Annotated in this window: 24 protein-coding genes; 18 read left to right on the plus strand and 6 right to left on the minus strand. The window is 67.3% G+C overall.

The genetic code is table 11. The features are described from left to right. Positions 1-129 precede the first annotated feature (129 nt). Genes iscR through iscA form a run of 4 tightly spaced genes read left to right on the plus strand, consistent with a single transcriptional unit; the run spans position 130 to position 2,594 of the window. Positions 130-642: a Fe-S cluster assembly transcriptional regulator IscR gene (gene iscR / locus ABS761_RS13855; protein WP_350408926.1), complete on the plus strand. Its 513-nt coding sequence runs from the start codon at positions 130-132 to the stop codon at positions 640-642. Between the two features lie 12 nt (positions 643-654). Then, entirely contained in the window at positions 655-1,878 is a 1,224-nt protein-coding gene (locus ABS761_RS13860; RefSeq protein ID WP_350408927.1) for an IscS subfamily cysteine desulfurase, read from the plus strand. Beyond that, complete coding sequence (locus ABS761_RS13865) at positions 1,878-2,267, plus strand: iron-sulfur cluster assembly scaffold protein (RefSeq protein WP_350408928.1); 390 nt, start codon at positions 1,878-1,880, stop codon at positions 2,265-2,267. Before ABS761_RS13860 ends, ABS761_RS13865 begins: the two co-directional genes overlap by 1 nt. A 3-nt stretch (positions 2,268-2,270) precedes the next feature. Then, entirely contained in the window at positions 2,271-2,594 is a 324-nt protein-coding gene (gene iscA / locus ABS761_RS13870) for an iron-sulfur cluster assembly protein IscA (RefSeq protein WP_350408929.1), read from the plus strand. A gap of 8 nt (positions 2,595-2,602) precedes the next feature. On the opposite strand, the gene lysS is transcribed toward iscA, so the two are convergent. Both lysS and prfB read right to left on the minus strand, forming a co-directional pair. Further along, the gene (gene lysS / locus ABS761_RS13875; RefSeq protein WP_350408930.1) at positions 2,603-4,126 is read right to left on the minus strand and encodes a lysine--tRNA ligase; all 1,524 of its coding nucleotides are present in this window, start codon (positions 4,124-4,126) and stop codon (positions 2,603-2,605) included. A gap of 106 nt (positions 4,127-4,232) precedes the next feature. After that, positions 4,233-5,337 (minus strand): peptide chain release factor 2 gene (prfB, locus tag ABS761_RS13880; RefSeq protein ID WP_350408931.1). Its coding sequence is split into 2 segments (ribosomal slippage): positions 4,233-5,255 and positions 5,257-5,337, totalling 1,104 coding nucleotides; the frame shifts between segments, so codons are not numbered across the junction. 128 nt (positions 5,338-5,465) lie between these two features. Between prfB and ABS761_RS13885 the strand changes: the two genes are divergently transcribed. Next, entirely contained in the window at positions 5,466-6,578 is a 1,113-nt protein-coding gene (locus ABS761_RS13885; RefSeq protein ID WP_350408932.1) for a tellurite resistance/C4-dicarboxylate transporter family protein, read from the plus strand. Positions 6,579-6,635: 57 nt separating this feature from the next. On the opposite strand, the gene ABS761_RS13890 is transcribed toward ABS761_RS13885, so the two are convergent. Next, positions 6,636-7,166, minus strand: a complete 531-nt coding sequence (locus ABS761_RS13890; RefSeq protein ID WP_350408933.1) for a hemerythrin domain-containing protein — start codon at positions 7,164-7,166, stop codon at positions 6,636-6,638. Positions 7,167-7,401: 235 nt separating this feature from the next. On the opposite strand from ABS761_RS13890, the gene ABS761_RS13895 reads away from it, so the two are divergent. The 4 genes from ABS761_RS13895 to ABS761_RS13910 all read left to right on the plus strand — a co-directional run bounded on the left by ABS761_RS13895 (position 7,402) and on the right by ABS761_RS13910 (position 10,827). After that, the gene (locus ABS761_RS13895; RefSeq protein WP_350408934.1) at positions 7,402-8,178 is read left to right on the plus strand and encodes an ABC transporter ATP-binding protein; all 777 of its coding nucleotides are present in this window, start codon (positions 7,402-7,404) and stop codon (positions 8,176-8,178) included. Continuing rightward, on the plus strand, positions 8,175-9,170 hold the full coding sequence (locus ABS761_RS13900; RefSeq protein WP_350408935.1) for an ABC transporter substrate-binding protein: 996 nt from the start codon (positions 8,175-8,177) through the stop codon (positions 9,168-9,170). The genes ABS761_RS13895 and ABS761_RS13900 overlap by 4 nt, the downstream gene beginning before the upstream one ends. Positions 9,171-9,242: 72 nt before the next feature. Next, positions 9,243-10,016 (plus strand): ABC transporter permease, encoded by a 774-nt coding sequence (locus ABS761_RS13905; RefSeq protein ID WP_350408936.1) that lies wholly within the window; start codon positions 9,243-9,245, stop codon positions 10,014-10,016. 22 nt (positions 10,017-10,038) lie between these two features. Beyond that, positions 10,039-10,827, plus strand: coding sequence for a type 2 periplasmic-binding domain-containing protein (locus ABS761_RS13910; RefSeq protein WP_350408937.1), 789 nt, complete (start codon positions 10,039-10,041; stop codon positions 10,825-10,827). A 60-nt stretch (positions 10,828-10,887) separates the two neighbouring features. Here ABS761_RS13910 and infA read toward each other — a convergent pair whose 3' ends face one another. Next, positions 10,888-11,148: a translation initiation factor IF-1 gene (infA, locus tag ABS761_RS13915; protein WP_350408938.1), complete on the minus strand. Its 261-nt coding sequence runs from the start codon at positions 11,146-11,148 to the stop codon at positions 10,888-10,890. Positions 11,149-11,444: 296 nt separating this feature from the next. Between infA and ABS761_RS13920 the strand changes: the two genes are divergently transcribed. Both ABS761_RS13920 and ABS761_RS13925 read left to right on the plus strand, forming a co-directional pair. Next, positions 11,445-12,353 (plus strand): DMT family transporter, encoded by a 909-nt coding sequence (locus ABS761_RS13920; protein ID WP_350408939.1) that lies wholly within the window; start codon positions 11,445-11,447, stop codon positions 12,351-12,353. Then, positions 12,350-13,252: a DMT family transporter gene (locus ABS761_RS13925; protein ID WP_350408940.1), complete on the plus strand. Its 903-nt coding sequence runs from the start codon at positions 12,350-12,352 to the stop codon at positions 13,250-13,252. The genes ABS761_RS13920 and ABS761_RS13925 overlap by 4 nt, the downstream gene beginning before the upstream one ends. Position 13,253: 1 nt before the next feature. Here the strand turns inward: ABS761_RS13925 and recJ are convergent, their stop codons facing one another. Together recJ and ABS761_RS13935 are read right to left on the minus strand one after the other, a co-directional pair. After that, on the minus strand, positions 13,254-14,972 hold the full coding sequence (gene recJ, locus ABS761_RS13930) for a single-stranded-DNA-specific exonuclease RecJ (RefSeq protein WP_350408941.1): 1,719 nt from the start codon (positions 14,970-14,972) through the stop codon (positions 13,254-13,256). Then, positions 14,957-15,871 (minus strand): hypothetical protein, encoded by a 915-nt coding sequence (locus ABS761_RS13935; protein ID WP_350408942.1) that lies wholly within the window; start codon positions 15,869-15,871, stop codon positions 14,957-14,959. The genes recJ and ABS761_RS13935 overlap by 16 nt, the downstream gene beginning before the upstream one ends. 37 nt (positions 15,872-15,908) lie before the next feature. Between ABS761_RS13935 and ABS761_RS13940 the strand changes: the two genes are divergently transcribed. The 7 genes from ABS761_RS13940 to ABS761_RS13975 all read left to right on the plus strand — a co-directional run bounded on the left by ABS761_RS13940 (position 15,909) and on the right by ABS761_RS13975 (position 25,294). Beyond that, complete coding sequence (locus ABS761_RS13940) at positions 15,909-17,180, plus strand: lipoprotein-releasing ABC transporter permease subunit (protein ID WP_350408943.1); 1,272 nt, start codon at positions 15,909-15,911, stop codon at positions 17,178-17,180. Then, entirely contained in the window at positions 17,173-17,892 is a 720-nt protein-coding gene (locus tag ABS761_RS13945) for an ABC transporter ATP-binding protein (RefSeq protein WP_502881442.1), read from the plus strand. Before ABS761_RS13940 ends, ABS761_RS13945 begins: the two co-directional genes overlap by 8 nt. Before the next feature lie 76 nt (positions 17,893-17,968). Next, positions 17,969-18,787 carry a TatD family hydrolase gene (locus ABS761_RS13950; RefSeq protein WP_350408944.1) on the plus strand — a complete coding sequence of 273 codons (819 nt, stop codon included), beginning with the start codon at positions 17,969-17,971 and terminating at the stop codon, positions 18,785-18,787. 270 nt (positions 18,788-19,057) lie between these two features. Next, entirely contained in the window at positions 19,058-21,622 is a 2,565-nt protein-coding gene (locus ABS761_RS13960) for a DNA internalization-related competence protein ComEC/Rec2 (RefSeq protein ID WP_350408945.1), read from the plus strand. A 141-nt stretch (positions 21,623-21,763) separates the two neighbouring features. Next, entirely contained in the window at positions 21,764-22,993 is a 1,230-nt protein-coding gene (locus tag ABS761_RS13965; protein ID WP_350408946.1) for a 3-methyl-2-oxobutanoate dehydrogenase (2-methylpropanoyl-transferring) subunit alpha, read from the plus strand. 1 nt (position 22,994) lies between these two features. Continuing rightward, a complete protein-coding gene (locus tag ABS761_RS13970) occupies positions 22,995-24,035 on the plus strand; it encodes an alpha-ketoacid dehydrogenase subunit beta (RefSeq protein WP_350408947.1) in 1,041 nt (346 codons plus the stop codon). Next, on the plus strand, positions 24,035-25,294 hold the full coding sequence (locus ABS761_RS13975) for a dihydrolipoamide acetyltransferase family protein (RefSeq protein ID WP_350408960.1): 1,260 nt from the start codon (positions 24,035-24,037) through the stop codon (positions 25,292-25,294). Before ABS761_RS13970 ends, ABS761_RS13975 begins: the two co-directional genes overlap by 1 nt. Positions 25,295-25,296 lie beyond the last annotated feature (2 nt).

Below are 25,296 nucleotides of genomic sequence, written 5' to 3' on the forward strand. Positions count from 1 at the left end.
AATTTTAGTGGTCAACATAACCCTAAAAGCCGAGTGTTTTAGTCAAGTATATTGATATACTTGACTCGAACAGTCGGGTAACGCCGATTGGGCCACCCCTTATCACCCCCCCCAGGCAAGGAACACACCATGCGTTTAACGACCAAAGGACGTTTTGCGGTAACCGCGATGATCGATCTGGCGCTGCGTCAGCACAGCGGGCCCGTGACATTGGCCGCGATCAGCGAGCGCCAGAATATTTCTTTGTCCTACCTCGAGCAATTGTTCGGCAAGTTGCGTCGCCACGAGCTCGTGGAAAGCATCCGCGGTCCGGGCGGCGGCTATACGCTCGCGCGCACGGCGCGCCACATGACCGTGGCCGACATCATCTTTGCGGTGGACGAGCCGCTGGACGCCACCAGCTGCGGCGGCAAAGAGAATTGCAATATCGGGCGCAATGGCAATGCCGGCAAGTGCATGACCCACGACCTGTGGGCCACGCTTAGTCGTAAAATGGTCGAGTATCTGGATTCCGTGTCGCTGCAGGATCTGGTCGATCAGCAGCGCATGCGCCAGTTGCACGAAGCCAACCAGGCGCGCTCGATTCAGATCAAGCCCGCCGCCGCCGATATCTTCCCGCGCAACGAGGTCGTATCGGCATGATCCGGAGTCCCCATGGCCGCAAGCCCCCCCGTCTACCTGGATTATTCCGCAACCACGCCTGTTGATGAGCGGGTGCTGCAGGCCATGCTGCCCTGGCTGAGCATGCGCTTCGGCAACCCGGCCTCGAGCAGCCACGCCTACGGCTGGGACGCCGAGGATGCGGTAGAGCGCGCGCGCAGGCAGGTGGCCGCCCTGGTGGGCGCCGACCCGCGCGAGATCGTCTGGACCTCGGGCGCCACCGAATCTGACAATCTCGCCATCAAGGGCGTGGCCGAATTCCATCGCGACCGGGGACGCCACATCATCACGGTCGCCACCGAGCACAAGGCGGTGCTGGACCCCTGCCACGAGCTTCAGCGCCAGGGCTTCGAGGTCACCGTCCTGCCGGTGGCGGCGGACGGCCTGCTCGATCCCGAGGTGCTGCGCGCGGCCCTGCGTCCAGATACGATCCTGGCCTCGGTCATGCTGGTCAACAACGAAATCGGTGTGGTGCAGGATATCGCCGCGCTGGCGGCCATCTGCCACGAGCGCGGTGTCCTGTTTCACTCCGACGCGGCCCAGGCCACCGGCAAGGTGGCCATCGACGTGCGGGCCATGGAGGTGGACCTGATGTCCTTCTCGGCCCACAAGACCTACGGGCCCAAAGGCGTGGGGGCGCTGTACGTGCGCCGCAAGCCGCGCGTGCGCCTGGCGGCGCAGATGCACGGGGGGGGCCACGAGCGCGGCCTGCGCTCCGGAACGCTGCCCACGCACCAGATCGTCGGCATGGGCGAGGCCTATGCTCTGGCCGCTCAAGAGTTCCCGGCCGAGGTTGCCCGCGTGCGCGCCTTGCGCGATCGCCTATGGCGGGGCCTGCGCGATATCCCTGATCTGTACCTGAATGGCGATATGGACCAGCGAGTGGCGCACAACCTGAATGTCAGCGTGGCGCACATCGAGGGCGAGGCGCTGCTGATGGCCTTGCCCGAACTCGCGGTCTCCAGCGGTTCGGCCTGCACCTCGGCCAGCCTCGAGCCGTCCTACGTGCTGCGCGCCCTGGGCCGCAGCGATCCGCTCGCGCACAGCTCGCTGCGCCTGACCCTGGGCCGCTACACCACCGAGGCCGAGATCGACCGGACCATCGGGGCGCTGCGGACCCAGATCGAGCGCCTGCGGCAGATTTCGCCCTTATGGGAAATGCGCGAGCAGGGTCGCGACGTCGAGGCGGTCGCCTGGGCGGGGACGGAGGGGTCCTGATGGCTGGTGTACGTAGTTATAGCGCCCGGGTCCTGGATCATTATCGGAACCCGCGCAACGTCGGCTCTTTCGACCCGCAGGACGCGCGGGTCGGCACCGCGATGGTCGGGACGCCCGCGCTCGGCGAGGTCCTCAAGCTGCAGATTCGCCTGCAAGGCGCTACTATAGAGGATGCCTGTTTTCGAGCGTTTGGCTGCGGATCGGCGATCGCGGCAGGGTCGCTTGCGACGGTCTGGCTCAAGGGCCGGTCCATCGATGAGGCGCTGTCCATTGATAGCCAGGATTTTGTCCGCGAACTCGAATTGCCGCCACTCAAGGCGCACTGCGCGATGCTGGCCGAGGATGCCATCCGCGCCGCGGTGGCCGACTATACCCAAAAGCAGAGGTAAACCATGGGAATCATTCTGACCGAACAAGCCGCCCAGAACATTCAACGTCGCCTGGAAAAGCGCGGCAAGGGCCTGGGCCTGCGGCTGGGCGTCAAGCCCTCCGGATGCTCGGGCATGTCGTACCAGCTCGAATACGTGGACGAGGCGTCCGCCGAGGACCGCCTGTTCGAGCAATTCGGGGCTCGTGTCTATATTGATCCCCAGAGCCTGCCCTTCCTCGAGGGCCTCGAACTCGACTACGCCCGCGAGGGGCTGAACGAGGGCTTCCGCTTCAACAACCCCAACGAAAAGGCGGCCTGCGGCTGCGGGGAATCCTTTACGGTGTAAATCCGGGCTCAGTCCTCGGGACGCAGGTGAGGAAACAAGATCACGTCGCGGATGTTCGGGCTGTCGGTCAGCATCATGACCAGGCGGTCGATGCCGATGCCGCAGCCGCCCGTGGGCGGCATGCCGTATTCCAGGGCGCGCACGTAGTCGGCGTCGTAGTACATGGCCTCCTCGTCGCCCGCGTCCTTGGCGGCGACCTGCGCCAAGAAGCGCGCGGCCTGGTCCTCGGGGTCGTTCAGTTCGGAGAATCCATTGGCGATCTCGCGCCCGCAGGCAAAGAGCTCGAACCGCTCCGTGATCCCGGCGCGCGTGTCCGAGGCACGCGCGAGCGGCGAGACCTCGACTGGATAATCGATGATGAAGGTCGGGTGCCAGAGCTTGGATTCGGCGGTTTCCTCGAACAGCGCAAGCCGTAGGGCGCCCAGGCCGGCCTGGGCCAGCGCCGGGCCATCGACCTCGGCGCCCAGGCGCCGCAGCTCGGTGCGCAGAAAGGCCGCGTCCTCGAGCTGCGTGGGCTGGTAGTCCGGCGCGTACTTGAGGATGGCTTCGACGATGGTCAGGCGATCAAAGGCGCGCCCCAGATCCAGATCCCGGCCTTGGTAGCTCAGCAGCGTGGTGCCGCGGGTGCGATCGGCGGTTTCGCGAATCAGCTCCTCGGTGTAGTCCATCAGCCAGCGGTAATCCGTGTAGGCCGCGTAGAACTCCATCATGGTGAACTCGGGATTGTGGCGCGGGCTGACCCCCTCGTTGCGGAAATTCCGGTTGATCTCGAAGACCCGCTCGAAGCCGCCCACGATCAGGCGCTTCAAGTAGAGCTCAGGGGCGATGCGCAGGTACATGCCCATGTCCAGCGCGTTGTGGTGCGTGATAAAGGGCTTGGCCGCCGCGCCGCCGGGGATGGGGTGCAGCATCGGGGTCTCGACCTCGAGGAAATCCGCGTTCAGCATGATGTCGCGGATGGCGGCGATGATCCGGCTGCGGGCGAGGAAGGTCCGACGGGTGTCCGGCGTCATGATCAGGTCCACATAGCGCCGGCGGTAGCGCAGTTCCTGGTCGGCCACGCCGTGGAACTTGTCGGGCAGCGGACGCAGGGACTTGGACAGCAGCCGCAGGGCGGTCACGTGGAGCGACAGCTCGCCCTTGCGCGTCTTGAAGACGCGGCCCTCGGCGCCGATGATGTCGCCGATGTCCCAGGACTTGAATGCCGCGTAGGCCTCGTCGCCCAGCACGCCGCGGTCCAGATAGAGCTGGATGCGGCCGCTGCCGTCCTGCAGGGTTGCGAAGCTGGCTTTGCCCATGATGCGCTTGAGCATCATGCGGCCGGCCAGCCGCGCCTCGCGGCCCAGGGCTTGCAGGGCCTCCTCGTCCAGGGCGCCGCAATCCTCGTGCAGGGTCGCCGCGTGGGTGTCGGGGCGGAAGTCATTGGGGTAGGCGGGGCCGGTTTCGCGCAGCCTGTCGAGTTTGGCGCGGCGCTCGGCGATGAGGCGGTTTTCGTCGGGGGCTGCTGCGGTTTCGGTATGCGAGGCGCTCATGGCTTGTGGGGTGCGTCGTGCTTAGGGGTGAGGAGAATCGTCATATCTCGGTGAGGTCCGGGGCCTGCATCGCGCCCCCGTGGTGCGGGGGGCGCGCGGGGTGGCCCTAGACACCTTGTTTGAGACTGGCGGTAATGAAGGGGTCGAGGTCGCCGTCCAGCACTTTCTGCGTGTTGGAGATCTCGACCCCGGTGCGCAGGTCCTTGATGCGGCTCTGATCCAGAACGTAGGAGCGGATCTGGTGGCCCCAGCCCACGTCGCTTTTGGAGTCCTCGAGCTTTTGTTGCTCGGCCAGGCGGTTGCGCATCTCGAGCTCGTAGAGCCTGGACTTCAGCATCTGCATGGCTTCGGCCCGGTTGCGGTGCTGCGAGCGGTCGTTCTGGCATTGCACGACGATTCCCGTGGGCTCGTGCGTGATGCGTACCGCCGAGTCGGTCTTGTTGATGTGCTGGCCGCCGGCGCCGCTGGCGCGGTAGGTGTCGATGCGCAGGTCCGCCGGGTTGATCTCGACTTCGAAGGAGTCGTCGATCTCGGGATAGACAAAGACGCTGGCAAACGAGGTATGGCGCCCGTTGGACGAGTCGAAGGGGCTCTTGCGCACCAGCCGGTGCACGCCGGTCTCGGTGCGCAGCAGGCCATAGGCGTATTCGCCCTCGACCTTGATCGTGGCCGACTTGATGCCGGCCACGTCGCCCTCGGAGGTTTCGAGGATCTGGATCTTGAAATCCTTGTGCTCGCCGTAGCGCAGGTACTGGCGCAACAGCATGGAGGCCCAGTCCTGGGCCTCGGTGCCGCCGGCGCCCGCCTGGATGTCGACGAAGCAGTTCAGCGGATCGGCGGGGTTGGAGAACATCCGGCGGAATTCGAGGGCCTCGAGCTGTTCACCCAAGGCATGGCAGTCTTGCTCGATGGCCGCCAGCGTGGCATCGTCATCGTCGGCGCTGGCGAGCTCGAACAGCTCGCGCGCATCGTTCAGCCCACGTTCGATCGCAGCCAGGGCGTGCACAGTGGTTTCGAGGCTTTTTTTCTCGCGTCCCAGATCTTGGGCATGCTGGGGATCGTTCCAGATATCGGGGTTTTCCAGTTCCGCGTTGACGACGTGCAGGCGCTCGGCCTTGGCATCGTAGTCAAAGAAACCTCCGCAAGAGACTCTGCCGCTCGGCGTAGTCCTCGATATGGGCGCTGATCTGGTTCTGGCGTTCGGCTTCCATGGTCATCCTGTGAGAGGGCGCCGCGCGGCGGTGGCCGCGCGGGCATTGAACTTGCGGGGTCAATCCGCTATTTTAGCGCGTGCGGCACCGGTGCCGCACGGCGGGCCACGGGCCGCGGGAGAAAGGGCATGAATTCAAGGGATGACAAGGATCGCGCGGCCTTGCCGGTCGCTGCGGCGGCGCGCGAGGTATTGGCGCCGGTGGCCGGCGGCCCGTCGTCCGCGCTTGCCGGCCTGTCGCCGGGATACTTCGGCCTGGTGATGGCCACGGGCATCATTTCGCTCGCCGCCCACATGATGGGTCTTCCGTGGATCGCCGCCGCCCTGTTTTACCTGAACATCGGGCAGTACGCCGTGCTCTGGGTGCTCTATGTCCTGCGCGCGGCGCGCTATCCAGGACGGTTCTTCGGCGACATGATCGATCATTTGCGGGGTCCCGGCTATTTCACCATGGTGGCCGGTACCTGCGTACTGGCGAGCCAGTTCATCGTTCTGCGGGACGATTTGCCGGCGGGCTTTGTCCTGTGGTTGATGGGCGTCGCGCTGTGGCTGGGCCTGATGTACACAGTGTTTCTGGCCCTGACGGTCAAGCCCAGCAAGCCGGCCCTGGACAAGGGGATCAACGGCGGCTGGCTGCTCGCGGTGGTGGCCACCCAGTCGGTGGCGGTCTCCAGTGCGCTGGTCGCCGCGCGCATCGGTCAGCCCTACCGGCTGGAACTGAACTTCCTGGCCCTGTCGATGTGGTTGTGGGGCGGCATGCTGTACATCTGGATGATGTCGCTGATCTTTTACCGCTATACGTTCTTTCGCCTGTTGCCCGGCGACCTGGCGCCGCCATACTGGATCAATATGGGGGCGATGGCGATCTCGACGCTGGCCGGATCGCTGCTGATCCTCAACGCGGGCGATGCGCCGTTCCTGGTGTCGCTGATGCCGTTCCTCAAGGGATTCACCGTCTTCTACTGGGCGACCGGCACCTGGTGGATCCCGATGCTGCTGCTCCTGGGGGTCTGGCGCTATGGGATGCAGCGCTTCCCGTTCGAATATGATCCCCTGTATTGGGGCGCGGTGTTTCCCTTGGGCATGTACGCGGCCTGCACGTTCGAGATGAGCCGCGCCCTGGATCTGGACTTCCTGGCCGGCCTGCCGCAATTTTTCCTGGCCGTGGCCATACTGGCCTGGGCGATCACCTTCCTGGGTCTGCTGCGGGCGGTGGCAAGGAACCTGCGGTCGGCAGGCTAGCCGCGCCGCCACGGGCGGGCGCGTCGTCCCCGTGCCGCCGCCGGGGGCGGGCGGTATTCAGGCTCGCGGGGCGGCCTGCGCCTCGCGCCAGCGTGCGCTGAGCTCGGCCAGGACGTCATCGGCGAGCAGGCGCGCCGCCATCGGCAGCAGTTCCTCGTCGGCCATCTGGAGGTGGCGGTGAAAATCCTCGGCCCAGGCGCCGGCCTCGGCCTCGTCGAGGGTGGTCGGGGCGCCCGCCGCCATTTGCGCCAGCGCCGGGCGCATGCGCGCGCGCCAGATGCCGTCCAGGCGAGCGCGCTCGGCGCGCAGGCCCTCTGTCATGCCGCGCAGGCAGACCGCATCGGATCCCGCCATGGATTCGATCAGTGCCGGGAACAAGTCCTGTTCCTGGTCCTCGCGTGCCTGGCGGGCCGGGCCGTCGAAATAGGCCAGCAGTTCCGCGGCGCGCTTGGCACCGGTGGCCGCGCCGCCGCCTGCGGCCAGCCGCCGCAGGGCCTCGCAGTGCCGCCGCGTCTCAGCGTGCCGCGCCGCCAGCGCCTCAATGGGATCGATGGCGGGCGGGAGGGGTGGGGTGGCGGCGGTGGGCATGGCAGGATCGTTCCAAAGCGGGCGACGGTGCATCCATGGTAGCGCAAGCCTTTCGCCGCCGGTATTCCCGGGGCTGCTCGAGGGAGGTGTGGCCTTCTTCATATGACCATTAGATATATAAAAATCATTATAAATTCGTTGTTTGGTAATAAGATCGGCCGTTAAATGGCTGTTGTCAGCACATAGAAATTCCCCTGCTTCCCGGCCCCTGGCATGGCGCGACAGGGGTTGAACCATGAATCTATCCTTCAAAAACGTTGAAAAGCATTTCGGAACGCTGCGCGTGGTCGAGCAGTTCTCGAGCGACATCGCCCCCGGTGAACTGGTCGCCCTGGTCGGCCCGTCGGGTTGCGGAAAATCCACGCTGCTGCATCTCGCCGCAGGCCTCGAGAAGGTCTCGCAGGGCGAAGTCCTGGCCGATGGGCGCCCCATCACCGGGCCCGACCCCAGCCGCATGTTGATGTTCCAGGAAAACGCGCTTTATCCCTGGCTTACGCTGGCGCAGAACGTGTCCATGGCGCTCGAACTGCAAAAGGTCGGCCGCGCCGAGGCCCGCACCCGGGCGGTGCAGTGGCTCGAAAAGGTCAAGCTCAAGGGTTTCGAGGATTATTTCCCGCACCAGGTCTCGGGCGGGATGCGCCAGCGTTGCGCCTTGGCGCGAGCCTTCATCACGGCGCCCGAGGTGCTGCTGCTCGACGAGCCGTTCGGTGCCCTGGACGCCCTGACGCGCATGACCTTGCAGGATGCGCTGCGCGCCCTGATTCGCGAGACCCGGCCCACCGTTCTGCTGGTGACACACGACGTGAATGAGGCGCTGTTCCTGGCCGACCGCATCGTGGTCTTCAGTCAGCGCCCGTCGCGCGTGCTCAAGGAATTCAATCTCGCGGCGCGCGAGAAATCCCATGACCTGTCCGATTTCGCCGGCTTGCGCCGGGAAATCCTTGGCCTGCTGGGCATCGAAACCGAGCGCACCGAGGACGAAACATTTACTTCCGAGGAAATTGCAGCATGAAACTGACCCGTATTCTCGTTCCGGCGCTGGCTGCGCTGGCCATGGCATCCCAGGCGGTCGCCGCCGAGCCCTTCAAGGTGGGCTATATCCGCGTCATGGACGACGCGCAGGCGATCGCGGCATATGAGGGCGGTTTCTACAAGCAGCAGGGCCTGGACGTGCAACTGGTGGAATTCAAGTCCGGCACCGACTTGATCAAGGCGATCGTCGGCGGGCAACTGGACACCGGCGTCCTGGGCTTTACCAACGCGGCCTCCTGGTCTTCGCGCGGCGCCGACCTCAAAGTCGTCGGCGGCGCGCAGCGGGGCTACCACGCGCTGGTGGCGCGCAACGACGCCGGGATCGACAAGGTCGAGGACCTCAAGGGCAAGACCCTGGCGTCGCAAAAGGAGGGCAGCACGGCCGACACCGTTCTCAAGGGCGTGGTCCTGAAGGACGCGGGCCTCGAGACGAGCGACCTGTCGATTCTGGGCGTCAGCCCGCAGGTGGCCGTGCAATCGCTGGTGGGCAAGCGCGTCGACGCGGCCTTCCTGTTCGAGCCGCAGGCAAGCATCGCGCAGCTCATCGCCCCGGTCAAACAGATCTATGAGATCGGCGAGGTCTGGCCGTTCCCCTGCATGGTGACCATCACGTCCGGCGAGACGCTGCGCACCAAAAAGGACGAGGTGTGGAAATCCCTGGATGCCCAGCGGCAGGCCATCGAGCTGCTGCAATCCAAGCCCGACGAGGCCGCCAAGTTGATCGCCGGCTACTTCATCGCCGAGCCCACGCTCAAGACCCTCGAAAAGGGCGAGCTGCCGCGCGAGCAGGTCATCAGCCAGGCGATTCGCACCCAGACGTTCAATGCCGCGCTGGATGCCGCCGATCTGGCGCGCATGCAAGAGGTCGCCGACATCATGCAGGCCCAAGGTGCGCTCAAGACCAAGGACGGCTCCGCCTTCAAGGTGGACACGATCCTCGATCTCGAGTGGCAGCAGGCGCGCAAGCTCTGATATCGGATGCGATAATCGAACGTTTCGAACGAGCCTAAGGCCGGCCGGGCGCGCCCGGCCGCCTTCATTTGTATGAGCAGAAAACAACGCGTATCGCCGCTTGCCCGCAAGCTCGCCATGTTGATCGCCATGGCCGCCATCCTGCTGTTTTGGCAGGCAGCCGCCTGGACGCTGCCGGATTTCCTCATGCCGGGCGTGCCGGCGGTCGCACAGCGCCTGTGGCAGGACATCCAGTCCGCCGAGTTTCGCCAGGCGCTGTCCGGCAGCCTCGGGCGCTTGGGCGCGGGCTATGGCTTCGCCTTGCTCTTTGGCATCGGCTTTGGCCTGGTGGGCGGCCTGCTGCTGTTCTTTCGAGAGGTGCTCAAGGCCGCGATCATCATCCTGCAGTCCATCCCCTCGATCGCCTGGGTCCCGCTGTTTCTGATCCTGATGGGTTTTGGCAATCTGCCGATCATCGTGGTCATCGCGCTGGCGGCGTTCTTCCCCGCCGCGCTTTCGGTCATGAATGCGACCGAGAGCGTGCTGCAGACCCATGTGTCGGCGGCGCGCGTCATGGGCGCGAGCCATTGGGATATGCTGCGGCGCGTGTACTTGCCCGCGGTGATGCCCGAGTTGATCACCGGCGCTCAACTCGCCTTCGGCAATGCCTGGCGTGCGCTGATCTCGGCCGAGATGTTGATCGGTTTTGGCCAGGGCCTGGGTCGCTCGCTGGCATATTCCGGGGAAACCGCGGACATGCTCGGCGTGATGGCCAACATCCTCACCATCGCGGTGCTGGCGACCCTGATCGACCAGGTATTTCTGGAAAACATCAAGCGCAGGGTCTTGCGTTATCAATATGTCTGACCAGCCAATCACGAGAATATCCATGAATCGCGGCTCTGCCGCCCCGTGGGGCTTGCGCGCGGGTCTGGCACTGTGCGCGGCACTGGGGCTCGCCACGCTCGGACCCCTGGCGGGCGCGAGTGCCGCCGAGGCCGTCGGCGTGGCCCGGATCCCGGCGGCCGCGGCGCCCGGGGCCAAGGTGCGCACGCCGGCGCGCATCGAGGTGCTGGCGGGACGCGACGTCGCCGGGTCTCAGGGTACGCTGGTCGCGGTCGAGGAGCCGACGCGCTGGTCAGCCATGGTGGCGGACGGCAAGCTCGGAGGCTGGCTGGGTGTGGTTGCCGAGGGGGCCAGCCTGGACGAGAGTGTGCGCTCAGTGGCGCTGGGCTACTCGGTGAGCCCTCTGGCGATCCTGCGCACCGACACCGACATCCATGACTGGCGTGCCTTGTCGGGTCGCACGGTCTGTCTGGCAGCCGACGGCCGCTATGTGGGCGAACTGGCGGCGCGGTATGGAGCTATCGAGCAGATCTACCCCTCGACAACCGATGCCTTGTTGGGTGTGCGCACGGGGCTGTGCGATGCCATGGTGCACGACCAGGCGTTCCTGGAAGCCTTGCTGGCGTTTCCCGAATGGAAGAAATTTTCCGCGCGGCTCGAGCCTTATCGAAAGGTTGATCTCATGCGGGTGACGGCAGCGGCGCGCCCCGGTGCCGTGCGCGGCTTGCTCGAGGCGACGTCGCCCAGGCATTTGGCGGCGCTGACGGCCGGACAGGCGAGGGATATCGCCTTCGAAGTTTATCTGGACCAGGTCGTCCCCGATTGTCACTAGGGCCGGCTGGCGCGGGCCTTACCCGGTCGGTGTCCCCGCGCTTGCCAGTCGCGCGACGGATCAGTGGCGGCGGCGCGGGCCCGGGCTGCCACCACCCGTGCGGTTCAGGTGACGGAAGGTGATGCGGCCCTTGCTCAGGTCGTAGGGCGACATCTCGAGCGTGACTTGGTCGCCGGCCAGAATGCGGATGTGGTGCTTGCGCATCTTGCCGCCGGTATAGGCGATCACCGGGTGCCCATTGTCCAGCGTCACGCGGAATCGCGAGTCGGGCAGGACTTCGGTGACGGATCCGTGCATCTCGAGCAGTTCTTCTTTGGCCATAGGGGGCTTTCTCCGGTGAGGGTTGGCAGGCGATCAGCGGCCGCCGTTCGCCATGCCGCCGGCAGTCGGCGGGCCTGTACGGTGTCGCGAGGAGGCGATCGGGTTGGGCGACGCACACAAGGCGCGTGGGCGGTTGTTGCGGGCCGATGCAACCTGGCCCAAAAGACGGGCCAAAGTCCGGCCCGAACTGAAAAACCACTGATGAATCAAGCGCTAAAGGATAAAGCAAGGGGCGCATTATGTCAAGCGTAAATCGTCCGGTTTAGAATGCAGCGTGGTCCGCCCCGGAATTCGGCATGAATCAAAAGCTCACTCCATCGATCGCAATCCTGCTGCTGGTCCCCCCCCTGATGTGGGCGGGCAATGCCGTCGTGGGTCGCGCCGTCGTGTCGATCATTCCGCCGTTCACACTGAATTTCCTGAGATGGTTCGTGGCCCTCGCCCTGTTGCTGCCACTGGGCTATCAGGTGTTGCGCGCCGGCTCGAGTTTGTGGCCGCAGTGGCGGCGCTATTCCATGCTGGGTCTGCTCGGGGTGGGGATGTACAACAGCCTGCAATATCTGGCGCTGCACACCTCATCGCCGGTGAACGTGACGCTGGTGGCCGCCAGCTTGCCGATCTGGATGCTCATTGTCGGACGGGTGTTCTACAGGACGCCGGTCCAGCGCGCACAGGTCCTGGGATCGGCGCTGTCACTGGCCGGGGTCGCCGTGGTCCTATCCCAGGGCAGTTGGCAGCATCTGCTGATGCTGCGGTTCGTGGCGGGGGATCTGCTGATGGTGATGGCCACGATTTGCTTTGCTTTTTATAGCTGGCAGCTCACCCGCGTCGATCCCGATGACCCTTTGCGCGCTCATTGGGCGGGTTTCCTGGTGGCTCAGATCGCCTATGGCACAGTTTGGTCGGGCGTGCTGGCGGGTGTCGAATGGGTGGCCGTCGACGTGTATATCGAATGGGGCTGGACGGCGGTGCTGACCATTCTTTACGTGGCGGTGGGTCCTGCGATCCTCGCGTTCCGGTGCTGGACCATCGGCGTGCAGCGTGTGGGACCGACGACCACGGGGTTCTTCAGCAACCTCACGCCGCTGATGGCCGCGCTCATGTCGCTCGGGCTGTTGGGCGAGATTCCGCGGCTCTATCACGGCCTGGCCTTTGCCCTGATCATTGGCGGCATCGTGCTGTCGTCGCGCCGGGCGGCCGCGTGACGCGGTCTCCGAGGCTGCTGGCCTATGCCTGTCTGGCCAGCAGCATGTTCATCGTTGGTTCGTACGTGGCGCTCAGCAAGCCGTTGGCCGCCGTCTTTCCGGTGTTCCTGCTGGGGTGGCTGCGTTTTGGCATCGGTGGCATCGCCATGCTGCGCTGGCTGCGCAAACCGGGCACCGAGCCCCGGCTGGACTGGCACACCCGCCTGTTGATCTTCCTCGAAGCCTTCGTGGGCAGCTTCCTGTTCACGGTCTGCATGGTGCTGGGCGTCAGCCGCAGCAGCGCCGTGGCCGCGGGCGTGATCATGTCGGCGATCCCGGCAGTCGTCGCCCTGTTGAGCCGCGTGGTGTTGCGTGAGGAGGTGCGTCCGGCTACCTGGGCCGCCGTCGCCTGCGGGGTGGTGGGCATCGCCTTGCTGGCCTGGGCCCGCCCCCACGCTGAGGTCGAGGCCCCCAACCCCGAACGCTGGCTGGGCTATACGCTGCTGTTCGGCGCCGTGCTCTGCGAGGCTTCGTATGCGGTGATCGGCAAGCGGCTCACCGCCGTACTTTCGCCCAAGCGGATCAGCGCCATGGTGAACCTCTGGGGATTCGTCCTGATGCTCCCGCCGGGCCTGGCCATCGCCTGGACTTTTGATTTCGGCGCGGTGAGCCCCCCGATCTGGGGCCTGTTGCTGTTCTATGGCCTGGCCGCGAGTGTCTGGACGGTGTGGCTGTGGATGACGGGCCTGCGCCACGTGCCGGCCTCGCGCGCGGGCATGTTCACGGTGATGCTGCCCATCGGCGCGGCGATGACCGGTGTCGTGCTGTTGGGCGAGTCCTTCAGTGGCCTGCAGGCGCTTGCGTTCGGCATCGCGCTGCTTGGGCTGCTGCTGGCTTCCTGGCCGGGCCGGCGCGCCTGAGTCAGTCCGTCCGGCCCGCGCCGCGGGCGTGCTCGATCAGCAGTTGCGCCTCGGCGCGACCGCCCCATTCGTTGCGCTCGAGGCGGTAGACCGCCTCGATGTGCTCGGGCAGGGGCGCGTCGTGATTGAACCAGATGGCGTCGATGCGCTGTGCGCCGCGCTCGAGATAGAGCTTCAGGTGCCTGTCCTTGAGCAATCGCTGGTGGACGACGCGGAAGGTGTCGTGGAACACCGGCGCGGGGAAGCCCGAGCCCCAGACCTGGGCCTGCAGCATCGCCGCGACCTCGGCGTTCAGATAACCGGACTCCAGCGAGCCATCGGTGTCGATCCGCGGTTCGAATGTCTCGCGGCCGCTGAGCCGACGCACCGCCTGGTCGAAATGCTCGACGAAATCCGGATAGGCGCCCGCGCGCAGCGTCAGGCCGGCGGCCATGGCGTGCCCGCCGAACTTGAGGATGGCCTCGGGCAGGCGCTTGGAGACCAGATCCAGCACATCGCGCAGGTGGACCTCGGGAATCGAGCGTCCCGAGCCGCGCAGCTCGCCCTCGTCCGCGGGGGCGAAGGCCAGGGCGGGGCGCCCATAGGTTTCCTTCAGGCGCGACGCCACCAGGCCGATGACGCCCTGGTGCCAGTCTTGCTGGTAGACGCAAACGCTGGCGGCACGGGCCTGGGCTCCGGCGTCGATGCTCGCCAGCGCCTGTTCGCGCATGGTGGATTCCAAGTCGCGGCGCCGGCTGTTCATGGCGTCGAGTTCGCGGGCCAGTTCCATGGCGCGCCCTTCGTCATCCTCCAGCAGGCAGCGAATTCCCAGGCTCATATCGGCGAGGCGGCCAGCGGCGTTGATGCGAGGACCGAGGAAGAAACCCAGGTCCTGTGCACCCGCCTTGCGCGCTTCACGCCCCGAGACGGCGAACAGGGCCCGGACCCCAGCCTGCATGCGGCCCTCGCGGATGCGCTTGAGCCCCTGGGCGACCAGCAACCGGTTGTTGGCATCCAGCCGCACCACATCGGCCACCGTGCCCAGCGCCAGCAGGTCGGCGAGCTGTTCCAGGCGCGGGCCCGCATTGGCAGCCAGGACGCCGCGCTCGCGCAGCACCGCGCGCAGCGCCAGCAAGAGATAGAACATCACGCCCACGCCGGCAAGATCCTTTGAGGGAAAGCCGCAGCCGGGCTGGTTCGGGTTGACGATCGCCAGCGCGTCGGGCAGCGCCTCCCCGGGCAAGTGATGATCGGTCACGATCACCGCCATGCCGGCGGCCCGCGCCGCGGCCACGCCTTCGAGGCTGGCAATGCCGTTGTCCACCGTCACCAGGAGGTCGGGCTTGCCGCCCGGGTGCGCACAGGCCAGTTCGACCACCGCCGGCGACAGGCCGTAGCCGGTTTCAAAGCGGTTGGGCACCAGGAAATCGACGCACGCGCCCATGGCGCGCAGCCCCCGCAGCGCCACCGCGCAGGCGGTCGCGCCGTCGCAGTCGTAGTCCGCCACGATGAGGAGGCGGTCGTTGCGGGCGATCGCGTCGGCCAGCAGCTCCGCCGCGTGCCGCGCGTGCGTCAGGCGATCCGGCGGGATCATGGCGCCCCATCCGGCGGCGGCCGTCGCCGGATCGTCCAGGCCGCGCGCCGCCCAGAGGCGCGCCATCAGGGGGTGGGTCCCTTGGCGAATGAAGGCGGCGACGCGCGCTGGATCAGCCGCCCGCGCCTGGATCAGGGGTGGGACCACCAGGACCTCCAGTCGTCTTTGCGCAGGCGAGCGAACCAGCCCGTCCGCGCGGCGAGGGTGGCCACGCGCTCCCGTCCAGTCAGCACCAGCGTGGGTTGACGTTCTTGCTGCGGGGCAAAGACCGCGGCTTCGAGCGCACGCAGTGCCTCGAGCCAGCCGCCCCAGTCCTGAGCCAGGGCCGGCGCGTATAAATCGTCGTGGATCCGGGTGTCGTCCGGCAGGGGTCGCGCGAGCTGGCTGGCGCGTGCGCCCCCATACAGCCACAGGCTGTTGATGGGCGCCCGGCCCGCGCGTGCGCGCTCCACATTGACCGGGTGCTCGTGCCATTGCATTTGCAAGAAGTTGACCAGGCGCCGCCAGGGGCGGGCCGCGTCCTCCTGCGGCCACCAGTCGTTGACCGAGCTGGCCGCGACCAGGGCCGGGCTGGCACAGGGCAGGGTAAAGCCCTCGGGCCAGCGCACGCGCCACCGGCCCTGGTCGCCGTAGTCCATCGCGATGCCGATTTCCTCGAGCGCGTCGCGCGCCGATTCGAACAGCGCCCGCGCCTGGGCGTCGGTGATGTCGAGGGTGTCGGCCGTCAGCAGCGCCGCGCCGTCGCGCGAAGGCGCCATGTGGGTGAGTTCGGCCAGCCAGATTGGCTCGTCGTCCGTGAGGCCGGGTGCGCGCAGCGGCCCCAGTCCTGCGCTAAGATGCTGAGCGTGTGCCGCCCTGAAGCCGCGGGCTTCGAGCAGCCAGTGCTCCAGCGGGGTGCAGCGGGTATCCGCGGCGTGGCTGATCAGGGTTTCGGCGCGCGCGCGCTCGAGCCAGCGCGCCAGGGTGGGCGCGACCTCGGCCAGACGCGATGCGAGTTCAGTCGCCGCACCGGGATCGGGCAGCGCACCGGGGAGTACGATGTGCATTCTGGAATTGTAGAGTCAATCGGGTATGCCGACGAAAATGTCATATGAGTGGTGGATAGGCGCGCGTTACGCCGGGCTGTCCAGGGCCGGGCGGGGCGGGCGCCGGGGCGACCGCTTCGTGTCCTTTGTCGCCAGCAGCTCGATGGCGGGCATTGCCTTGGGCGTGGCCGCGCTGATCATCGTGCTGTCGGTCATGAACGGATTCCAGACCCAGGTCCGCGACCGCATGCTGTCCGTCCTGCCGCATATTGAATTGTATGTCGCCGGCGCCGATCACCAGCAGGTCCTCGAGCACTGGCAAGACCTGGCCCGGCGGGCCGAGGCCAATCCCGAGGTGCGCGGCGCGGCCCCCTTCGTGGCGGCGCAGGGCATGCTCGCCCGCGGGCAAGCCCTGTCCGGCGTGCAGATCCGCGGAATCGATCCCGCCATGGAGCCGGGCGTCTCGGACCTCGCCGGACAGATGGTCATGGGGACCCTCGACAGCCTCGCGCCGGGCACGTTCAACATCATCATCGGCAACCAGCTCGCCCAGTCCCTGGGCCTGGATGTGGGTAGCACGGTGCTGGTGCTGGCGCCGCAGGGCTCGATCTCGCCGGCCGGCTTCTCGCCGCGCATGCGCCGCTTCACGGTATCGGGGATTTTTTCCACCGGCTATTACGAGTACGACGCCTCGCTCGCCTTTGTCGACGTGCAGGATGCGGCCCGGGTGTTTCGCGACAGCGGTGTGGCCGGCGTGCGCCTGCGCATCGCCGATATGCAGCGTGCCCCCGAGGTCGCACACGCGCTGCTCGGCAGTTTGCCGCCAGGCGCCCGAGCCCAGGACTGGACCCAGAACAACCGCACCTGGTTTGCGGCCGTCAAGACCGAAAAGCGGATGATGTTCCTGATCCTCGCTCTGATCGTGGCGGTGGCGGCCTTCAATCTGCTGTCCTCGCTGGTCATGGCCGTCAAGGACAAACGCTCGGACATTGCCATCCTGCGCACGCTGGGGGCCACGCCGCGCGAGATCGCCCGGATTTTTCTGGTGCAGGGCGCGCTGATCGGCGTGGCGGGCACCGTGGCCGGCGTGCTGCTGGGCACTTTGACGGCCTACAACATCGACGTCATCGTGCCTTTCATCGAACGGTTGTTTGGCGTGCAGTTCCTGCCGCAACAAATCTATTTCATCAGCGAACTGCCCTCCAACCCGCAGACGAGCGACATCATCGCCGTCGGCGCGACCTCCCTGGTGCTGTCCTTATTGGCCACCTTGTACCCGAGCTGGCGCGCATCGCGCCTGCAACCCGCCCAGGTGCTGCGCCATGACTGATGCGATGTCCGATCCGGTACGCGCGGATGCCTCGAGTGCCCCGGTGCTGGTGGCCAGGGACCTGGTCCGGACCTATGACGAGGGGGCCGGGCGGGTCGAGGTGCTGCGCGGTGTGAGCCTGCATGTGGATCGCCACGAGATGGTGGCCATTGTCGGCGCCTCGGGCTCGGGCAAGAGCACGCTGTTGCACGTGCTGGGCCTGCTGGATCTGCCCGATGCCGGGCAGGTTGTGATCGAGGGGCACGACACCGCCGGCCTGTCCGAGCGCGCGCGCAGCCGCATGCGCAACCGCTATCTGGGATTCGTCTATCAGTTCCATCACCTGCTGCCGGAGTTCTCCGCGCTGGACAATGTCGCCATGCCCCTGATCGTACGGCGCGAACCCCGCGCCCGTGCGCGGGAGCAGGCGCGCGCGATGCTCGAGCAGGTCGGCCTTGCCGCGCGGATCGCCCATTTCCCCGGCCAACTGTCGGGCGGCGAGCGCCAGCGCGTTGCCCTGGCGCGCGCCCTGGTCGCCCGTCCGGCCTGCGTGCTTGCCGATGAGCCCACCGGCAATCTGGACCGCGACACCGCCGGTTCGATGTTCACGCTGCTGCGGGACATCAATCGCACCTTGGGCACCGCTTTCATCATCGTCACCCACGATCCGGCCTTGGCCGCCTTGGCGCACCGCCGCTTGTCGATGGACAAAGGACGACTGGCCGACGTCTAGTATCCTGTTCGCCGGCGGGTCCGATGCCGGGCGGCGCACCGGGATCGCCGTCGGCGAGGGCCTTGCGGGGGAAACCATGCTGATCGATACGCATTGTCATCTGGATGCCCGGGAGTTCGACGCCGACCGCGAACGGGTGATCGCCCGTGCGCAGGCGGCGGGTGTGGGCGGGATCGTCATTCCGGCGGTTGCGCGCGGGAATTTCCAGGCGGTGCGCGAGTTGGCCCATCGCGTGCCGGGCGGGGCCTATGCCCTGGGCATACACCCGATGGCGGTGCCGCGAGCACAGGACGAGGACCTCGAGGCCCTGGCGCTCGAGGTCGAGCGGGCGCTGGACGATCCACGTTTTGTGGCGATCGGCGAGATCGGCCTGGATTTTTTCGTGCCCGCGCTGTGCGAGCCCGCCGCGCGCGCCCGCCAGGCGCATTTCTATCAGGCGCAACTGGATCTCGCGCAGCGCCATGGCCTGCCCGTGCTGCTGCATGTGCGCCGCTCGCAGGATGAGGTGCTCAAGCACGTGCGCCGCCGCCCACCGATCGGCGGCATCGCGCATGCCTTCAACGGCAGTTTCCAGCAGGCCGGTCAATTCACCGATCTCGGGTTCGTGCTGGGGTTCGGCGGGGCCATGACCTTTGCCCGCGCCTTGCAGATTCGCCGCCTGGCCGCGCAGTTGCCGGCCGAGGCGCTGGTCCTGGAGACCGATGCGCCCGACATCCCACCCGCATGGCTGGGGCGCGCGCCCGACGATCCGCCATCGGCGCGGCGCAACGAGCCGGCCGAGGTCGCCGGTATTGCCCGCGTCCTGGCCGGGCTGCGGGGCGAGGCGGTCGAAGACACGGTGGCCGCCTGCCACCGGAACGCCTGTCGGGTGCTGCCGCGGTTGACGGCCGTCTGATCCAGCGCTATGCCTTGTTCCCGCATCTGAACGTCTTCGAGAACGTGGCCTACCCCTTGCGCATGCGCCGGGTGCCGGGCCGTGAGATCGAGCAGCGCGTCGGCGAGGTGCTTGCCATGGTGCAGAGGGGGGAGCTCGGGTTCCCGAAGTGTTCGGAGCGTCCCAACCAGCAGCCGGGCGCGCGCCTGGGACGCTACGCTGAGTCTCTTTGCGTTCCCGCGTTTGCGTTCCCGCGGGGCGCCGGGGCGCACGGGCGCGCGGGGAGGGCACATGATTGGCCGGTTGACCGCGCTCGGTTTCGTTGCGGGGGTAGCGGCTGTGCACGGACTGGACGAGCTGCCCAGCGCAGGCTGGACGGCGCTTGCGGCTTTGTCGGGGGCCGCCGCGTGGCTGGCTGCAAGTGGGGTGCGTGGACGTCTGGGCGGCGCGGCGGGCGGGCTTGCGCGGTACGCAGCGGGTGGCGCCCTGATCTGGTTGGCGGCTTGTGGCGGTTTCGCCTGGACGGTCGCGCAGGCGCAAGCCCGCTTGGGCGATGTGCTGGTCGACGGGAACGTCAATCGGGTGACCCGGGTCGACCTGCGCGTCGTCGGACTGCCACGCCTGGACCCGGACCGGCGACAGTTCGAGGCCGAGGTCCTGGCGGCGCGCCCCGAGGGGGTCCCGAGGCGCATCCTCGTCACCTGGGGGGCTCCGGGATGGCGCGGGCCGTACGCGTCGCCCGCCGAGCCGGTGCAGCCTTTTCCGCTGGTGGCGCCAGGGCAGATCTGGCGCATGGCGCTCGTGACGCGCCCGGTGCGTGCCGCTGTCAATCCGCACGCCTTCGATTACGAGCGCCACACCTTTGCGCAGGGAATCCGCGCCACCGGCACCGTGCGCGGCACCCCCCGGCTGTTGGGCGATGATCCCTGGGCGAGCCTCGAGGTCCTTGCCCAGCGCGCGCGGCATGCGGTGCGTGAGGCACTGCGTCCGCGCCTGGCGGGCATGCGCTACGGGCCGGTGCTGCTCGCCCTGGCGATCGGGGACCAGGACGGCGTGGCCGACGAGGACTGGCGCGTCTTCAATCGCAGCGGCATCACGCATCTCGTTTCCATCAGCGGTTCGCATATTACGATGATCGCGGCCTTCGGGGGCCTGGCGGCGTACGCCGCGTGGCGGCGCATCCGGTGGCGCGGCAAGGCGTTGGCCGAGTATGTGCCGGCGCAGATCGCAGCGGCCTGGGCGGCGCTGGCGGTGGCGTGGCTGTATTGCCTGCTGGCCGGTTGGGGGGTGCCGGCCCGGCGCACGTTCATGATGCTGGCGGTGGCCGCCGCCAGTCGTGTCCTGCGCATCCGCCTGGGCGGATCCCGCATTCTGGCATTGGCGGCGGTGGCGGTGCTGGTCCTCGATCCCTGGGCGGTGCTCGCGAGCGGGTTTTGGCTGTCCTTCGGCGCAGTCGCCGTACTGCTCGCGGTGGGCGCCCGCGTCGATGCCGACGCGCCGCGCCCGCGCGGCCTCGATCCGCGCCCCGGCACCGCCGCGCCGCGGGGAGCCGTCGGTGAATCAAGGCCCGGCCCGGCCGCTCGCGCCGGCCGGATGCTGTCCCTGGCGGTGCGCGCCCAGATGGCGGTGACCCTGGCCCTGATGCCACCGCTGGCCTGGCTGTTTCATGAGGTTTCGGTGGTATCGCCCTTGGCCAATGCCTATGCGATCCCTCTGGTCGGCTGGGTCATCACGCCGCTGTCCCTGCTGGCGGCGGCCTGCGCCGTGGCGCCGGGCGGGGCCGGACTGTCGCAGGTCTTTGCCAGTCTCGGGCATGGGGTGCTGGAGGCCATGATGCGGCCCACCGAGTGGCTGGGATCACTGTCCGCGGCGCATTGGCCGGTGGCGGCCGCACCCGTGTTCCCGAGCCTGGTGGCATGCGCCGGTGCGGCTTTGGCCTTGTGGCCGCGAGGCGGCCGTCATCGCCGGCTGGGATGGCTGGCGCTGCTGCCCTTGCTGTTCTGGGTGCCGTCGCGGCCCGCGGAGGGCGAATGGGAACTGTATGCCCTGGATGTCGGGCAGGGCAGCGCGCTGGTGCTGCATACGGCGCGTCGCACGCTGGTGTTCGATGCGGGGCCGCGGCGCAGCGCCCGCGCGGACGAGGGCGCGCGCACGCTGCTGCCTTTTCTGCGGGCCCAGGGGGTGCGCAGGCTCGACGTGCTGGTCGTCTCGCACGGCGACGTGGACCATGCGGGCGGGGTGCGCAGCCTGCTGGAGGGGCTGCCGGTGGCGCAGTCCTACAGCTCGTTTCCCCTCGAGCCGTGGCTGGCGCGCGAGGCGCGCAAGCTCGGCGCGCAGCGGCCGCCCATGCCCCTGGCCAGCGTGCCCTGCCGGTACGGCGCGAGTTGGCGGGTGGACGGGGTGTCCTTCGAGTTTCTCTGGCCCTTGGACCAGGCGCGGCGCGGGCGGCGCGACCCTGGCGCCAATGCATCCAGTTGCGTGCTGCGGGTGCGCGGCGCCCATCACACGCTGCTGCTGACGGGGGATGTCGAGGCCCGTTCCGAGGCGGCCATGCTGGCGCGCGGCCTGGGGCCGGCGGACGTGGTGGTGGCCGCGCACCACGGCTCGGCCACCTCGTCCTCGCAGGCCTGGGTCGATCGTCTGGGCGCCGCCCACGTCATCGTGCAGGCTGGCGCCTGGAATCGCCACGGCCATCCTGCGCCTCCGGTGGTGGCGCGCTGGATGCGGGCGGGCGCGCGCCTCTGGCGCACCGACCGCGATGGCGCGGTCCTTGCCCGATCGCGTGCCGGGGGACTATCGTTGTATAGCGTATTGGAGTCGTCGCGGCGGTACTGGCACGGAGGGCGGCTGCAATAGTGTGCGGCTTGACGATCCGCACACTAGTGATTTCGCCATCTTGCGCGTCGACGCGAGATCGGCGATGATGCGGCTGCCGTCCACAAGACGACCCTGGATTCCCGTTGGGAACTGTGAAAAATCCAAAAGATTTTTACGACCATGAAACAGAAACCGCTAGCATTCCATGTGCCCGAGCCCTCGGGCCGTCCCGGTCACGCGACCGACTTCTCGTACCTGCGCCTGCAGCCGGCCGGCACCGCGCACAAGCCCCCCATCGACGTTTCCCCCTACGACACCCGTGATCTGGCGGTCGGTCTGATCCGCGTGCTTGACGAGCACGACGAGGCTGTCGGGCCCTGGGCCGCCGACATTCCAGACGATGTCTTGCGCAAGGGCCTGCTGTCCATGATCAAGACGCGCATCTTCGATGCCCGCATGCTGATCGCCCAGCGCCAGAAAAAGACGTCCTTCTATATGCAAAGCCTGGGCGAGGAGGCCATCTGCATCGGCCAAGTGTTGGCCATGCGCGACGGCGACATGCATTTCCCGTCCTATCGCCAGCAGGGTCTGCTGATCGCGCGCGATTATTCGCTCGTCGAGATGATGTGCCAGATCTTCTCCAACGACAAAGACCCCCTCAAGGGGCGCCAGTTGCCGGTGCTGTATTCCGTGCCGGACATGGGGTTCTTCACCTTGTCGGGCAACCTGGGCACGCAGTTCCCTCAGGCGGTGGGCTGGGCCATGGCCTCGGCCATCAAGGGCGATACCCGGATCTCGTCGGCCTGGATCGGCGACGGCGCCACGGCCGAATCCGACTACCAGACCGCGCTGACCTTCGCGCACGTGTACCGGGCTCCGGTGATCTTGAACGTCATCAACAACCAGTGGGCGATCTCGACCTTCCAGGGCGTCGCTGGCGGCGAGGGCATCACCCTGGCGGCCCGCGGGATCGGCACGGGCCTGGCGTCGCTGCGGGTGGACGGCAACGACTTTCTGGCCGTGTACGCGGTCTCGAAGTGGGCGGCCGACCGCGCGCGCAACAACCACGGCGCCACGCTGATCGAGTGGGTCAGCTACCGCGCCGGCCCGCACTCGACCTCGGACGATCCTTCGAAATACCGGCCCGCCGACGATTGGGCGCGTTTTCCCCTGGGGGATCCCATCATCCGCCTCAAGCAGCATCTGATCCGGCGCGGCCTCTGGTCGGAACAAGAACACCAGGCCGCCCAGAAGGCCTTCGAGGCCGAGGTGATCGCCGCCCAGAAGGAGGCCGAATCCCACGGAACGCTCGCCAGCGGCCGGACGTCCAGTGTGGCGACCATGTTCGAGGAGGTCTACAAGGACATGCCGGCGCACCTGCGCCGCCAGCGCCAGGAACTGGGGGTCTGACATGGTGGAAAAGACCAAACTCAAGACACGGCCGATGACGATGATTCAGGCTCTGCGCTCGGCCATGGACATCATGCTCGAGCGCGACGAGAATATCGTGATTTTTGGCCAGGACGTCGGATACTTCGGCGGCGTGTTTCGCTGCACCGAGGGCTTGCAGGCCAAGTACGGCACCTCGCGCGTGTTCGATGCGCCGATTTCCGAAAGCGGGATCGTCGGCGCGGCCATTGGCATGGGCGCCTATGGCCTGCGCCCGGTGGTCGAAATCCAGTTCGCCGACTATTTCTATCCCGCCACCGATCAGATTTTTTCCGAAGCGGCGCGACTGCGCTACCGCTCGGCCGGCGGCTATACGGCGCCCCTGACCATCCGCATGCCTTGCGGGGGCGGAATCTTCGGCGGGCAGACACACAGCCAGAGTCCGGAAGCCCTATTCACCCACGTTGCCGGATTGCGCACGGTCATGCCGTCCAATCCCTACGATGCCAAGGGACTGCTGATCAGCTCGATCGAAAACGACGATCCGGTCATCTTTCTCGAACCCAAGCGCCTGTACAACGGCCCCTTTGACGGCCACCACGACCAACCCGTCGTGCCCTGGTCCAAGCATCCCCTGGGCGAGGTGCCCGAGGGCTATTACACGGTGCCGCTGGACAGCGCCTCGCTCTACCGCGAGGGCAAGGAGCTCACCGTCATCACCTACGGCACCATGGTCTACGTCGCCGAGGTGGCGGCCCGCGAGGCTGGCATCGACGCCGAGATCATCGACCTGCGCAGCATCTGGCCCTTGGATTTGGAGGCCATTCTGGCGTCGGTGCGCAAGACCGGGCGCTGTGTCGTGTTGCACGAGGCCACGCGCACCAGCGGTTTTGGCGCCGAGTTGGTCGCCCTGGTGCAGGAACACTGCTTCTACCACCTCGAGGCGCCGATCGAGCGCATCACGGGTTGGGACACGCCGTATCCGCATTCGCATGAATGGGCTTATTTTCCGGGGCCCAAGCGGGTGGCCGAGGCGTTCAAGCGCGCCGTGCGGGAGGCATGATGGGTATTTTCGTGATCAAGATGCCGGACATCGGTGAGGGGATCGCCGAAGTCGAGTTGGTCGAATGGCACGTCAAGGTTGGCGATCCGGTGGTCGAGGACCAGGTGCTGGCCGACGTCATGACCGACAAGGCCACCGTCGAGGTGCCGTCCTCGGTGCATGGCACCGTGGTCGCCCTTGGCGGCCGGGTCGGCGACGTCATGGCGGTGGGCGCCGAACTCATCCGCCTCGAGGTCGAGGGCGAGGGCAATGCGCGCGCGGCGCCCAAGGCAGGCGTGCGGGCGGGTGCCTCCGTGTCGGATACCGCCCCTGTGGTTGCCGTGGCGCCGGCAGTGCGCGGGGCGAGCCCCGCCCTGCGGGCGCCCGCGCGCCCCGCGGGGCAAAAACCCCTGGCCTCGCCGGCGGTGCGCCGGCGCGCCTGGGACCTGGGCGTCACCCTGCAATATGTCCCCGGCAGCGGCCCGGCGGGCCGCATCACGCATGGCGACTTGGACGCATGGCTGGCGCGCGACCGCAACGACACTTCGAGCCGCACGACCGCGATGCTCTACGAGTCGCACAACGAAGAGACCCGGGTCCCGGTGATCGGCCTGCGGCGCAAGATCGCGCAAAAGATGCAGGAATCCAAGCGCCGCATCCCGCATTTCACGTATGTCGAGGAAATCGACGTGACCGAGCTCGAGGCGTTGCGCCAGACGCTCAACCAACAGCGCGCCGCCGAGCGCGGCAAGCTCACCCTGTTGCCATTTCTCGCGCGGGCCATGGTCCTGGCCCTGCGCGAGTATCCACAGATCAACGCGCGCTATGACGATGAGGCGGGGATGGTCACACAGTATGGCGCCGTGCACCTGGGCGTGGCGGCACAAACACCCTCGGGCCTGATGGTCCCGGTCCTGCGCCATGCCGAGACCCTGGATCTATGGTCCTTTGCGGCCGAGGTGGCGCGCCTGGCCGAGGCCGCGCGCAGCGGCAAGGCCGCACGCGACGAGCTCACGGGCTCGACCATCACGCTGACCAGCCTGGGGGCCCTGGGCGGGATCGTCTCCACACCGGTGATCAATTATCCCGAGGTCGCCATTGTGGGCGTCAACCGCGTGGTCGAGCGGCCGGTGTTCGTCGAGGGGCGCGTGACGGCGCGCAAGCTCATGAACCTGTCTTCGTCCTTCGATCACCGCGTGGTCGACGGCATGCATGCCGCCGAGTTCATCCAGTGCATCCGGCGCTATCTGGAATGCCCGGCCCTGCTGTTCGTGGAGTAAGC

The organism is Castellaniella sp. GW247-6E4 (assembly GCF_040276065.1).
Classification (GTDB): domain Bacteria; phylum Pseudomonadota; class Gammaproteobacteria; order Burkholderiales; family Burkholderiaceae_B; genus Castellaniella.